Source organism: Vibrio plantisponsor (assembly GCF_013041605.1).
In the GTDB taxonomy this organism is placed as follows: domain Bacteria; phylum Pseudomonadota; class Gammaproteobacteria; order Enterobacterales; family Vibrionaceae; genus Vibrio; species Vibrio plantisponsor.
In genome coordinates, this window is the sequence record NZ_JABEQC010000007.1 from 19,779 (window position 1) to 32,723 (window position 12,945).

The window sequence follows — 12,945 nt, forward strand, 5'->3', positions numbered from 1 at the left end:
TACTGCTACCAGCTTGTTTACATAGTCTTTACATGCACAATAGTTATTAAACTACTGATACCATTGTCTGTATAACTGATTAACTATAAAGAGAATTTCTTGAATAAAATTAAATCAATATTAGGGTCTATTTATCCCTTAGCAGCAGCTTCCGTTGCGATGATTGTATTGTTTACTCTTTCACGCATAGGATTGTCTTTATGGCATTTCGATCGTGTATCGGATGTTAATGGGTGGGGAGATATACTACTGAGTGGGTTGCGTGTTGATTTCGCGTCTGTCTCTTATCTTTTTATTCTTCCAGCGTTATTAACTTCATTTCTATCTGGTGATCACGTTATTGGTCGTGTGTGGAACTGGATTCTTAGGATTTGGATAACGGCTGGCTTGTGGTTAGTCGTTTACATGGAAGCTGCTACACCGCCTTTTATCATCGAATATGACTTGCGACCGAATCGATTGTTTGTTGAATACCTGATTTATCCAAAAGAAGTGTTTGGCATGCTTTGGTCCGGCTACAAGCTTGAGCTATTTTTAGGGCTTGCTGTAAGTGTCATAACGCTTATTGTTGGTTGGAAATGGTCAGCGTCTCTTGTTAAATCATTAACATACCCACGTTGGTACTGGCGTCCATTTATTGCTGTTGCTGTGGTTGCTATATGCTTGATGGGTGCTCGTTCTTCACTTGGACATCGTCCATTAAACCCAGCAATGGTAGCATTTGCTGCTGACCCTTTAGTGAATGACTTGACGTTAAACTCCTCTTATTCCGTAATATTTGCAGCTAAACAAATGGGATCAGAAGCGAGCGCATTCGAGTTTTATCCAAAAATGGATAAGCAACTGATTGTTGAGCAGATCAAAGACTCGATGAATATTGATCCGGAAGCTTTCACTGATAATCAAAAGCCAACGCTCGCCAATCATGTCGCGTCTTATACTGGTCCAAGAAAGAATGTTGTGATTCTTTTATTGGAGAGTCATGGGGCACGTTACGTTAAAAGTTTGGGGGGTATTGACGCCTCTCCTAATTTAGACAAACTGATCCAAGAAGGTTGGGCATTTACAAGAATGTATGCCACAGGTACTCGCTCAGTTCGAGGTATAGAAGCGGTAACAACAGGCTTTTCCCCGACGCCAGCCAGAGCTGTGGTTAAACTGGGTAAGAGCCAGACGAACTTCTTTTCCATTGCTAATTTGTTGAAAGCAAACCAATACCACACTCAATTTATCTATGGTGGAGAAAGTCATTTCGACAATATGAAGAGCTTTTTCCTAGGGAATGGCTTTGTCGATATGCAGGATTTCCCTACATTTTCTTCTCCGAAGTTTGTTGGCTCTTGGGGAGCTTCGGATCAAGATCTCTTTGCTAAAGCTGATGAACAATTTACACAGCTAGCACAAACAGATCAGCCATTTTTCAGTTTAGTTTTTACCTCTTCAAACCACAGTCCATTTGAATATCCAGATGGCGTGATTGAGCCTTACAATGAACCAAAACAAACTGTAGAAAATGCAGTTAAGTATGCGGATTATGCTTTAGGTGAGTTTGTCGAAAAGGCGAAAAAATCTAAGTACTGGACCAACACTGTTTTTGCCGTGATTGCAGATCATGATGCTCGTGCGACAGGAACACTTCCAGTGCCAATTGGACACTTTAAAATTCCGGCGGTGATCTTTGGTGGCGGTATTGAACCGCAAGTAGATGATCGTTTGGTGAGCCAAATTGATTTGGTTCCGACATTACTGTCATTAGCCGGTATCAGCAGCCAGAACCCTATGATAGGGCATGATTTGACACATGAAGTCCCTGTTGATAAACAACGTGCAATGATGCAACGTGATAAAAACTTTGCTTGGATGACAGCAGATAATGAGGTTGTGGTCATTCAACCAGAGAAGGGGATCTCTACTTATACTTATAATCCTAGTGAGGATTCTTTAACTGCTGCCCCGCTTAGTGAAGAGACGGTTATTAAAGCTCACGCTAACGCCATGTGGGGTAATTTGGCGTTTGACAACAATTACTATACGGCTCAAAAAAGCTACGATGTGAGCCAGTAAGAAGAATTTCCTCAAGCAGTGGTATTTGATGCTGCTTGAGGAATAACATCACTTCGAAGCAGGGTATAACGGCTTGCGCTGGCAACAGACAGTGGTTTAGAGAACCAATAACCTTGAAAATAAGATGCGCCCATGTCTTTGTATTTTTGGAACATGGCTTGGTCTTCAATCCCTTCAAACACAATATCAATCCCTTTTGAGCGGCATAACTGAGTAATAAACTGTAAGTACTGCTCGTAAGCATCATTGGTCATCGACTTCGTTGTCATCACTCTATCTATCTTAATTTGTTTTAACGGCAATCCTAAGAAGCTGTGTATTGAGCTGAAACCGGATCCAAAGTCATCAAGAGACAACGAAAAACCCATACTGCTTAGAATATAAATTTGGTTTAGTGCATTCTTGTTCCCGTCGAGCATGACGGTCTCTGTTAGTTCGAGAACGATGTTTTTTGGTTCGACGTTAGAATCTACAGCTAGTGTATAAAGGTTCGAGGGGAAGTTAGTGTCTAGAAGTTGCAACACAGAGACGTTTACGTTGACGCGTATGTTGGCTTTGTTTAGTTGGTTATAGCGGCTGATGAAATTACAGGCTTTAGAAAAAACCAAATACCCCAGCTCATTAATCAGTCCTTTTTTTTCAGCAATAGGAATAAATTCATCGGGATATATTTCACCGTATCCTTTAGAGCGCCACCTGACTAAGGCTTCAAAACTGGCAACCTTCCCATCACTTGCATTGATTATGGGTTGGAACTTAACGCTCAAAGAACGAGAGTGGATTGCTTCTTTAAGTTCTTTCTCAATAAAGAAGAAACGGTCAACATTGTGCTGAGTTCTACCGTTATAGATCTCAATACGAGAGCAGTTATTTTCGCCAGCGAACTGACAGGTTCTTGAAGCGATACTTAGGCATTCAGTCGCGGTTAAGTTCGTGTCTATGTAAGGATAAACACCGATGCTAATTTTATCCCCATATAACTTGCCATATTCAAGAGTAGACTCTGCATAATGCTTAAGTATATTTTGGCAGAGCCGTTGGAGTTCTCCAGTGGAGTAGTCACCGTAAAGCAATACTGCAAAGTCGTCAGAACGTACCCTATAGTGCTCACAATCATTATCAGGAAGTACACGTAACGCACCCGTCAAGTGTTCGATAATCTGCTGAAAAACATCTGTGCCGTATTGGTTGAGGTAAGACTTGATGTCGTCAATCTGAATGTAGATAAGCGTAGCGTTAACTTGCGGTTTTTTAGCGAGAGATTCAATGTCGTGAATCAGTTTGGTTCTGTTTGAAAGACCTGTGGCATTATCAAAAAACGCAGCTTGGTGAAGATAGGATTCCATCAGCTTTTGATCGGATATATCACGATGACTTCCAACCATAAAAGTATGCCCACATATGGTTTTTGTCGTTGCGACACCTTCAACCCATATGTACTGTCCGTTAGCTTTTCTTATACGATACTGGGTAACGACATTCCCACCTTCATCAATATGTTGTCCGATACGGCTATCAAGCAAAGTAGCATCTAAGGGGTGAACAACGTTAAACCAGTCTGAGAGTTCGATGGTCTTCGATTCAAATCCGAATTGATGATAAAACTCAGGGTTATAAAAAGTCATTAAACCCTGTTCATCCATATAGAAAACACCGTGTTTAAATACGTCAAAAATGTGAACTAAACGCTTCAAATACGTGTCATCCAGAGCATTCTCTATAACAGATAACTTGTCTTGCTTAAACGACATAACCGCATACCAACTCTAACAACTGCTAACCATAATGCGAAATATGGATGAAAGAAATATGAATCTAAAACATCTGTATTGCTAGAGCTTTAGAGCATTAAACCTAAACAATTTTTCAATTTAAATCTAAATGAATAACGATTCAATTATTGATAATAGTAATTGTTGTTAATCGTGCTATAGCGCAAGCTTTAATAACAAAAAGGCTCATTTGTAATAGTGCATCTCGTTGATGTTTAAAACAATGAACCTACAAAAATGCGGCAAAATGCCGCATTTTTGTTTTCTAAGAGACGAGTTTAACGCTCCCAATACGCTTCTTCTAAGCTGTCTTCACGTTCAGGCAGCGAGCGAGACAAACGAGGGGAGTGCTGAGTCAATACTTCATAGCTGACACGGTTAGCGTATTTACATACCTGAGAGAGAGACGAATAAGTCAGATATGGCTGATCGTGCTTAACGGAATTTGGCACATTAATCAGATGGAAAGCATTGGCTGCCATATCATGCAACAGTGCAGACAGAGCACCGTCACCGGCACCGTTAGTGTTCTTTATTTCGAGTGGGCCACCGAGGTAAGGTCCGATATGCGAATAGATTTTAACTGGAGTTGCACAGTCATTTTTGCGCATAGCACGGCTGAATTCGTATTTATTAAATTCAGGAATGTTACCCGGAAGTAGAGGCAATTCGGTTTCACGTTTACTGGATTCGTCAGTATAACCCGCCATAAACAAGCCGATTGGTCCTGCGGTACAGAGAACTAAATCGACCCATTGAAGAGCAGCGTCTGAAGCTAGAAGCGGATCTTTATGTCCCGTTAACGCTTCACCTTCTTCTTCATTCATCGCAACGACAGTGACGTTTTCCTTAAGAAATTCTTGCCACCATTTCTCGTTACCTTCAATGACGTACTTGGTGCCCAAAGTTAACACTACAGGAATGTTGTTTGCCTTGGCCAATTCAATCGCTCGCTGAACCGCTTGAGGCATAGGGTCTTCAGGCTTTCCACGCATAAGATAAGACGAAACAACCAATGCAGATGCTTTTTCGAATACTTGCTCAGGAATGCTATCCGGACGCAACTTATTCATGTGGCCTTCGTTTATCGCAAAGGTACGCTCTCCATCATCGGTGATTAACGTATAGCAACGGCCTATAGGACCATCAACGGTCTGAAGATGATTGAGGTTCATGCGAGAAGAAGTTCGGCATAAGTAACGATAGGCAAATGAACCTACTTCGATGTTTTTGGACATAACACCAAGAAGCACAGACTTGCTATCCGCCAGCACGGAATAGTTGTGTAGCGTATTGCCAATAGTGTCACCCGGATGTTGATGGGTGATGAGATTCAGCTCAACCAGCTCCCTGTATAAGGCATCTGCTTTGGCCTCTTCTAGGACAAGAGAATGACCTTTACTTAAATTGTATTTGGCTAGGAAGTCGTTATCGACTCGAGCTTCGATATCAACAATTGTCTGACCCACACCGACTATGGTTGGACGATGTAGCTTCGGTGCTTGTTGAATGTGGTTAAGTAATGGATCTCGAGCATGTGTCGGAAAGTAGTGCTTAGATTTACGCTGTCCGGGAAACTTCATCTTGACTGTTAGGTGAAAGAAATATTTCGTGCATAATATCACAAATATATTTTTATATTTTCATTTTCTTACACGGAAAATGGTTTTTGTGAATGCCACTTTCCGTGCATCTGACTCATTGTTGAGTGGTGGTTTGATTGTCTGGAAAAGCGTTATAGGCTTTTGTGCCCCAAAGTGGAACAGTGGACAGGCTGTGTTTAAAACTACCGTCCGTTTCCTTGGTTGTATAGGACAAATAAAGCAGTGTTTGATTTTCTGGATCAAAAATACGTCTGACTTTCATGGTTTTAAAGAAAATACTCTTTGACTGTTTGAACACCACTTCGCCAGATTTACTCTTATCGATAGCTGCAATCATTTCTGGTGTGATGTCGCCCGTTTGTCGGCACGAGATTGAACTGTCACTCGGGTCAGAAAGGCTCAAGTTCGCTTCTATAGAGGCTATATGGCAAGCCACCCCCTGTATTTTGTCATCGTGAAGTGACGCAATCTTAATGTCCTTCATGGTAAATACGCCTAGGGAAACATCACCAACTTCGTTATCTGAACATCCGATTAGTAGGGTAGACAGTCCTACCATCAAAAGTAACTTTTTCATTGCTTGTCCTATCGTGCCGTATATAAAATTGAACTCATCATAACCCAAGTTGCAAATAGATGCAGAAGCAAATATCTGACTGTAAATAAAGAAAGATGTGCAGATGAGATATCAAGACTTGTGGGATTGAGTCTACCTAAGTATCCTTCGCTTATTCATTGCAGCTAAATGTGGTTTTAGCGTAAGCACCTCAATAGAAGAAAATTTCATGACAGATTCCTATCCAAACGTCGTTAAAGTGAAAAATCAGTGGCTGTTTGATCAAGTTGAGGTTGAGTTTCCAACGCCTGAAAGTTTAAAAGGCAGAGCCATTTATCAGTCTCTCTGTGAAGAGAGTACTGTGACTCCGTTGATCCAAGGTGCGCAAGAAACGGACATCAATTTGGATGAAATATATCTGGTTGATTTTCATCGTTTGACGGTGATGTTCTCATTACTTCAAGCATCGCGAGGACGTGACGAACAAGAAAAAAATTATCTGTTGGAGTTTTTCACCCAAATTATCTTCTCTGAGCCTTGCTATCTTTATGTCGGATTTAAGCAATCTGAACCCGTGGCTGCTGCTTTAATTACGCAATCTGAAAATGAACTTTTGGTTTCAGATATCGTTGTAAAAGACCTTTCCTATAGTTCTGATGAGCAATTCGCTCTGGCAGCAACGCAAAAGTGGCTAAAAAGTAACGAATTTTCAGGCTCTTTCTATATCGAACTCTAATATTTGGCGGCAAATTGAGTCAGAAAATTCCGGATTGTTTTAAACAGTGACGGTGCTACAAAATATCGACATTGCTGTGTAAGCAGATATCAAATTGTTAACTGAATCATTTTTCCTATTTAGTTTGTAATTAAACTGCATAGAAAGGAGAAATATTATGGTTGGCAAAAAAACGAACTGCGTTATTTTCGATTGTGAAGGTACATTGGTCGACAGTGAACGCTTGTGTTGTGAAGCCCTTGTACAAGTCTTTAATGAAATTGGGGCAGAGCTATCTATCGAAGATATTATTGATAACTTTGAAGGTGGCAAAATTGCCGACATTATGCATTCCACTTTACAACTTGCAGAGAAAACTGCAGATATTGATGTGTTAGAACAGCGATATCGTGAAGTGTTGGAACCTCTGTTCTTGAAGAAACTCACGCCAATGCGCGGTGCAATTGAATTATTAGATTGGCTTAGAGAAACAGAGACTGAATTTTGCGTTACATCGAACGCGCCCAAAGACCGTATTGAATCGATTCTAAAATCGGCAGGTTTATACAACTATTTTCAAGGAAAAATATTTTCTGCATTCGAAGCAAATAGTTGGAAACCAGAACCGGATTTGATCCGCTATTGCGCCATGAACATGGGCTTTATGTTAGATGAATGCGTTTATGTTGATGATACCCATAAGGGCGTGAAAGCAGGTCTTAACGCTGGCGTCACCACCTTTCAAATCACGCCTTTAACTTGGCAAAATAGAGTGTCTCACCCCAAAGTTACAGTACTAGAGAGTTTAGAACAGCTAACTCTGTATTTAATTTAAGTCGTGATATTCGATTTCGATTAATGAAGTGTATTCTCCGGCACATGGATGTACGGGGTTAACACTAGGTTGGCTGCTAGTATCGTCGGTTTAATGTTACTCAATTCTTCTGTGTGAAAACCACACTTGCCGCAAAGAAATTTTTCACCGCTCTCAGAGAGCAAATATTCATCGCTTTGACAAAGCGGACAACACTCAATCATTTTCATCACACATTCTCTTCAAATTGTTTTTATTATTTAGTTTTAGCTATTGCTGCTTTTATGTTCAGAATAAACGGAATGTCGGTCGGTGATTGTTATAATTACATTATTCTTTCATTTTTTGAGATTCATTTCATAAATCCATGAATTGAGTTTGTTGAATTCTAAACCTCAATTAACGAACTCAGTGATTTTGATAGAAACTTAAAATATGCATGAGAGGAAAAACATAAGTGGGGTCGAAGAAATGGATGATAAATTCTGTATCGTTTTAACCACAACAAACAGTCAAGACGTAACACAGCAATTGATTCGATACCTACTATCAAATCAACTGGCTGCTTGTGTTCAAACACTGCCTATCAATAGTCACTACATTTGGGAAGGAGAAGTTTGTAACGACGAAGAGATCCTTCTAGTGATAAAAACCCAATCCAAACTGTTTGAACAAGTCACGGAAGCGATTGAACAACTTCATAACTATGAAGTTCCACAAATTGTTCAGGTACCTATTACTGATGGCTTCAACCCTTACTTGCAATGGATCGAAGCCAATACCAATTAGGCATTTAATCGATTGGGATTAATTCGAATCTGCACTGCGAGTAACAACAACGAGGCTAATGCGCCTAGGGTATCGCACAGCATGTCTTTTTGGGCATCCCAGATATCACCTTGAGAACCTAAGAATGCGATACCTTCGTCTCCGCCAGCCAAATCCGCATACCACCATTCAACAATTTCGTAGCATGCAGCGATACTCATAATGCAAAACAGAGCGTAGCTGCTGGCAAATAATGGCTTAGCCAGTTTGTTTCGTATAAGCAGTTCGGCAATTGGGTATGCATACAAGCCTATGGAAAAGTGTGCGACACGGTCGAAGTTATTGCGCTCTGAACCAATGAGGGTGTTGAACCAATCAAAGGGCACTTCTGAGAAGGTATATTTAGCGCCAATCGTATGAAGAGTCAGCCAGATGAAAAAGAGAGCATAAGAAGTTGTACTTAATCTCTGCTTCATTGAAACCAGCCACACAATCGCAAGAATAAGTAGTGCAGGTACAATTTCGGCAACCCATACTGCTCGTGATGCGGGAGAGATGGCGGAAAAAATAAACACGGCTGTATATGCCAGACTCAGGATCGTCAGGCTTCTTGGTACTGTCATAGTTCAAATATCCTTTACTCAATTTTCTAAAGCATGTTTACACTATTTGAAACAGTGTTCAATTAAGTTGTGTTAAAAATCGAGTAGATTAATCTTAGAAGTAATTAGGAATTACTCGTATTCTAGAGATGAAAAATTGAATAAAGGTCAAAGCGTTAATAGTTTCGTCCTATTCTTACTCGACAAAAAGCTGCTCATGGCTTTGAATAAAAGAAGGGAAAATTGAGAGAAACTATATGACTGAAGCACAGCAAGTGTCCACAACGTTTCGCAACTATGTTGAGAATCCTTTATTGTGGCCAATTTTGGAAGTGTTGAAACGGCAGCCGTCCGGTTGGAAAGTTCATACGCTTGCCGCGCATTTGGGTGAGTTGGAACTGATGCCGACACTGGATGAAGCTCCAGAAAAAGATTTGTTCAAACGCAATTTTCTTATCATGAATGCGCTATACCAACTACAAGAGACTCTTTATCCGAAGCAATGGCTCCAAGTTGAGGCTATGGATATTATTCTGATGCCGATGTTTCGCAATGCCTCCCACGTAATTGATGTTGAAGATCCTTTGCGCGAATACTATTCACAGTGGGAGCACTATGAAGCGAGCGAAGGGGAAGTTAAACGCCTTCTCAATGAGTTTTGGACTCGCTATCGTAAGTTTGTTGGTGGCAGTAGCAAAGACTTAAATAGACAACAAGCCTTACGCTTATTCGAACTCCACGATGATGCTACACACTTTGAAATCCGCAAAACTTGGCGAAAACTCGCGTTAAGATGGCATCCGGACAGAGATAACGGCAATGCGGAAAAATTTAGGATCTTATGTGAGGCTTGGAACATTCTGCGCCAAGAGGCATAAAAATCTTTGACCAGAAAAAAACAGCGCAAATTTGCGCTGTTTTTTCGTTTCGATAACTCTTAATTCTTGAACTTAGCTTTGCGCATACGGTTCAGTGCTGCCATCGCATCCAGTATGCGAGGTTTCGCCAAATCGCCATGGTTTGGCATGTTCTCGTGCCAGTTGTCGTTAAGAAAGGCTTCGAAATCTTTAGCTGGGTTTTTCGACCAACCTGGCATCTGTGCGAGCTGGAACCAAAGCCAACCGATAGCATTAACTTCAGAAGGAGACTCTATCTGCTCAAGAGCGCTTAAGTCAGCAAACTCTTTGCCAAAGCGAAGTGAATCTGTGCCTTTTGCTGATACTCGGAATTTGCCTTCCGCCAGTATGGTTTGTAATGCCATGCAGTTTAGAGAACGAGGTGCAATGTTTTCCAAAGGCGTTTCACATTCGTTTTTACGTTCAGTAGGGTGAAGCGCAATCACTTGCTGTGCTTTTTCAGTCACGTCATTCGGCTGGAAATCATGCATTTGAATCACAGTGTCAGCCACATCAAGGTAATCTCCAGAACCACCCATAACAACTAAGCTGGAAATTCCCATTTCATCACGCAGTTGACCAATGCGATCGACTAACGGAGTGATCGGTTCATCACCTTTACTTACCAATGCTTGCATACGTTCGTCACGTATCATGAAGTTGGTTGCCGAGGTGTCTTCATCAATCAGCAAAGTGCTGGCGCCAGCTTCTATTGACTCTTGAAGCCAAGCCGCTTGTGATGTAGAGCCAGAGGCATCTTGAGTACTAAAGTCACGAGTATCTCGGCCTAGAGGCAAATGGTTGATATAGTTCGAAAGATTAAGGTTGTGGACGCAGCGACCGTCTTCAGCGCGAATTTTCATGGCGTTGACATCAGCGACAATACCTTCACGTCCATCACCCGGAATATGGTTGTAGATTGAACGTTCTATTGCCGTAAGCAGGGTCGATTTACCGTGAAAACCGCCGCCGACAATCAAAGTAATACCTTTTGGAATGCCCATTCCGTGTACTTCACCTTTATTCGGTGCCAGCAAAATGGTCTCCAACTCTTTTGGAGACTGGAATGCAACAGCATCTTTCATTGGAAGGTCGCAGTTACCAGCTATACGTGGCAGCACACTTCCGTTTGCAACAAAGGCGACCAAGTTTTTCTCATCAAGTTGAGAACGCAATGCTTCTTGGTCTTCGATGGTTTCACAGTGATGAGTCAGCGCTTCAATATCCAATTCACGAGCATTGGTTGCTTTGCGAATGAATTTAGGCATATGAAATGTAAGCGTGTTGAGTGCCTTCTTCGCGAGAATGTCACGCCCTTCAGCAGGCAGAGACATACGGAAACGCAACTCAATGCCGTGTTCAGTAAATAATACGGCGGTACTATCCATTACGGTTTGGCCGGTGATATGGATAGTTACGGAGTTTTCTTGCTTGGCGAATTCTGCGAATGAGCGAGCGATAAAGTCTCTGGCAGCCATTTGATAAGCCGCAGACTTATCTTTCAACCATGCTAAGCCAGTGAGTGACCATGCTCTTGTCGCACGCAAGCGCGAAGCTGACGCGAACGGATCTGACTGAACATAATCGATGAACAGATTGTAGTCGCCGAAATCATATTCGCCTTTGATTTGCTGATATGCGCGATAATTCTGTTTTTCGAGTTTTTTCAGTTTTGCTGTTAATACATCCATCACGACTGCTCTTGGAATAATGAAAAGGGGGGCGATTATAGGTAGCCCTATCAAGGGAGTAAAGCCATGTGTTGCTTAATCCTTGTGGGATAAACAAAAACTGTACTCTATTTAGGAGTACAGTTTTAGTGGTAGTAGGGTATTTGTCAACAAAGAGGCGGGTTCCAGACAAGTGATCGGATTCCCACCAACGGTTGAATTCATTAATCTTCTTGCGCTAAGAATGACTTTAAGTCGACATCCTTTGAGTAGTCGATATTTTCAAAACCAAACCCATTGAGATTAAGAAACTCTTGTTTGAATCCTTGGTAATCGCCCAGTTGTTTAAAGTTATCGGCATTCATTTCGCCAAGAATCGCCAATACTTTTTCCTGAGTATCTTGGCTAAGTTCCAGGTCATCCATGCGGATCAAACGTTCGTTATCAACTGGCGTGGTGACATTCTCTCCCAGATACAGTTTTTCACTGAATAATCGTTGCATCTGTTCAATACAGCCTTCATGGGTGCCTTTCTCTTTCATCACTCGGTAAAGCGCTAAGATGTATGGGCTCAAGCCTGGAATAAAGACACTCGCTTTTGTGACTAACGCCTTACAAACCGAAGCGTAAGCGCCACCATTGTAATTCGCTAACTTCAAATTAAGAGAGTGACTGGTTTGGTGCAAATCCACTTTTGCATAACCCAAGGTACCATCAAGATAGATAGGGTGAGTGATTTCCGGACCAATGTATGAGAAAGCTACGGTTTTACAGCCGTCAGCGATAGAGTCCGAGTTGATCAAAGTATCAATCCAGTTTTCCCAATCTTCACCGCCCATTACTTTGATAGTGCTGGTGATTTCTTCGTCGGTTGCAGGTTCAAGCGTGCTATTTACCCAGCTGTCGTTTTCCAGAATGATGGTGGAGCCTGATACTGCATCACCAATCGGTTTGATGGCGGAACGCCAGAACTCATCACTGTCGCCTTTTCGGCGCATACCACTGGCGATACTGTAGATTACTAGGTCGACTTCACCTTCGAAATACGTTTCGATTGCTTCGATCACTTGTTCTCTAATTTCTTTTGAGAACACATCACCATCAATATTGACGGCTACATTGCCATTTTGTTCTGCGTGCTTTTTAAAGAAATGGTTGTTGTAGTAACCAGCGCTGCCTACACCTTTTTCAGATGGACCTCGTTCCATAGACACGCCGATAGTATCTGCGTTTGCTCCGCCGAATGTTAATGCGATACGTGCAGCTAACCCAAAGCCTGATGATGAGCCAAGAATCAAAACACGTTTGGGACCGTGTTCAATTGGTTTTGCTGATTTAACGTATTGAATTTGTTTTAAAATGGCTTGTTCGCAACCGAAAGGGTGTGCGGTACGTGCAACCACACCTTGTATTACGGGTTCTATGAGCATTATTAGTACCTTTTGGTGCTAGGGGGCAGTAACAATATCGTAAAGCTAAGTAAA

General features: G+C 41.7%; 11 protein-coding genes. 5 read left to right on the forward strand and 6 right to left on the reverse strand.

Going from position 1 to position 12,945, the window contains the following annotated elements:
• The first annotated feature begins 99 nt into the window (after nucleotides 1-99).
• The gene (locus HKI82_RS11050; RefSeq protein WP_171138033.1) at nucleotides 100-2,064 is read left to right on the forward strand and encodes an LTA synthase family protein; all 1,965 of its coding nucleotides are present in this window, start codon (nucleotides 100-102) and stop codon (nucleotides 2,062-2,064) included.
• Nucleotides 2,065-2,075: 11 nt separating this feature from the next.
• On the opposite strand, the gene HKI82_RS11055 is transcribed toward HKI82_RS11050, so the two are convergent.
• The 3 genes from HKI82_RS11055 to HKI82_RS11065 form a co-directional block, all read right to left on the reverse strand.
• Nucleotides 2,076-3,815: a GGDEF domain-containing phosphodiesterase gene (locus tag HKI82_RS11055; protein WP_171138034.1), complete on the reverse strand. Its 1,740-nt coding sequence runs from the start codon at nucleotides 3,813-3,815 to the stop codon at nucleotides 2,076-2,078.
• A gap of 299 nt (nucleotides 3,816-4,114) precedes the next feature.
• A complete protein-coding gene (locus tag HKI82_RS11060) occupies nucleotides 4,115-5,419 on the reverse strand; it encodes an inosine/guanosine kinase (RefSeq protein ID WP_102941291.1) in 1,305 nt (434 codons plus the stop codon).
• Between the two features lie 115 nt (nucleotides 5,420-5,534).
• Nucleotides 5,535-6,017, reverse strand: coding sequence for a CreA family protein (locus HKI82_RS11065; protein ID WP_171138035.1), 483 nt, complete (start codon nucleotides 6,015-6,017; stop codon nucleotides 5,535-5,537).
• A 208-nt stretch (nucleotides 6,018-6,225) separates the two neighbouring features.
• Between HKI82_RS11065 and HKI82_RS11070 the strand changes: the two genes are divergently transcribed.
• The 3 genes from HKI82_RS11070 to cutA all read left to right on the forward strand — a co-directional run bounded on the left by HKI82_RS11070 (nucleotide 6,226) and on the right by cutA (nucleotide 8,314).
• A complete protein-coding gene (locus HKI82_RS11070; RefSeq protein ID WP_102941293.1) occupies nucleotides 6,226-6,732 on the forward strand; it encodes a hypothetical protein in 507 nt (168 codons plus the stop codon).
• A gap of 157 nt (nucleotides 6,733-6,889) precedes the next feature.
• The gene (locus HKI82_RS11075; protein WP_102941294.1) at nucleotides 6,890-7,546 is read left to right on the forward strand and encodes an HAD family hydrolase; all 657 of its coding nucleotides are present in this window, start codon (nucleotides 6,890-6,892) and stop codon (nucleotides 7,544-7,546) included.
• Nucleotides 7,547-7,996: 450 nt separating this feature from the next.
• The gene (cutA, locus tag HKI82_RS11080) at nucleotides 7,997-8,314 is read left to right on the forward strand and encodes a divalent-cation tolerance protein CutA (protein ID WP_102941296.1); all 318 of its coding nucleotides are present in this window, start codon (nucleotides 7,997-7,999) and stop codon (nucleotides 8,312-8,314) included.
• On the opposite strand, the gene HKI82_RS11085 is transcribed toward cutA, so the two are convergent.
• Nucleotides 8,311-8,916 (reverse strand): DUF2238 domain-containing protein, encoded by a 606-nt coding sequence (locus tag HKI82_RS11085; protein ID WP_102941297.1) that lies wholly within the window; start codon nucleotides 8,914-8,916, stop codon nucleotides 8,311-8,313. The two genes, cutA and HKI82_RS11085, sit on opposite strands and share 4 nt — an antisense overlap.
• A 236-nt stretch (nucleotides 8,917-9,152) precedes the next feature.
• Here HKI82_RS11085 and HKI82_RS11090 point away from each other — a divergent pair, with 236 nt between their 5' ends.
• Nucleotides 9,153-9,773 (forward strand): DNA-J related domain-containing protein, encoded by a 621-nt coding sequence (locus HKI82_RS11090; RefSeq protein WP_102941298.1) that lies wholly within the window; start codon nucleotides 9,153-9,155, stop codon nucleotides 9,771-9,773.
• 59 nt (nucleotides 9,774-9,832) lie between these two features.
• Here HKI82_RS11090 and HKI82_RS11095 read toward each other — a convergent pair whose 3' ends face one another.
• Together HKI82_RS11095 and fabV are read right to left on the reverse strand one after the other, a co-directional pair.
• Nucleotides 9,833-11,482 carry an ABC-ATPase domain-containing protein gene (locus HKI82_RS11095; RefSeq protein WP_171138167.1) on the reverse strand — a complete coding sequence of 550 codons (1,650 nt, stop codon included), beginning with the start codon at nucleotides 11,480-11,482 and terminating at the stop codon, nucleotides 9,833-9,835.
• A 203-nt stretch (nucleotides 11,483-11,685) separates the two neighbouring features.
• Nucleotides 11,686-12,891, reverse strand: coding sequence for an enoyl-ACP reductase FabV (gene fabV, locus HKI82_RS11100; protein WP_171138036.1), 1,206 nt, complete (start codon nucleotides 12,889-12,891; stop codon nucleotides 11,686-11,688).
• Nucleotides 12,892-12,945: the final 54 nt, after the last annotated feature.

Coding starts and splice junctions, on each gene's coding strand:
- HKI82_RS11055 (WP_171138034.1), bottom strand. CDS start 3,815: ATGTCGTTTAAGCAAGACAAGTTATCTGTTATAGAGAATGCTCTGGAT.
- HKI82_RS11060 (WP_102941291.1), bottom strand. CDS start 5,419: ATGAAGTTTCCCGGACAGCGTAAATCTAAGCACTACTTTCCGACACAT.
- HKI82_RS11065 (WP_171138035.1), bottom strand. CDS start 6,017: ATGAAAAAGTTACTTTTGATGGTAGGACTGTCTACCCTACTAATCGGA.
- HKI82_RS11070 (WP_102941293.1), top strand. CDS start 6,226: ATGACAGATTCCTATCCAAACGTCGTTAAAGTGAAAAATCAGTGGCTG.
- HKI82_RS11075 (WP_102941294.1), top strand. CDS start 6,890: ATGGTTGGCAAAAAAACGAACTGCGTTATTTTCGATTGTGAAGGTACA.
- cutA (WP_102941296.1), top strand. CDS start 7,997: ATGGATGATAAATTCTGTATCGTTTTAACCACAACAAACAGTCAAGAC.
- HKI82_RS11085 (WP_102941297.1), bottom strand. CDS start 8,916: ATGACAGTACCAAGAAGCCTGACGATCCTGAGTCTGGCATATACAGCC.
- HKI82_RS11090 (WP_102941298.1), top strand. CDS start 9,153: ATGACTGAAGCACAGCAAGTGTCCACAACGTTTCGCAACTATGTTGAG.
- HKI82_RS11095 (WP_171138167.1), bottom strand. CDS start 11,482: ATGGATGTATTAACAGCAAAACTGAAAAAACTCGAAAAACAGAATTAT.
- fabV (WP_171138036.1), bottom strand. CDS start 12,891: ATGCTCATAGAACCCGTAATACAAGGTGTGGTTGCACGTACCGCACAC.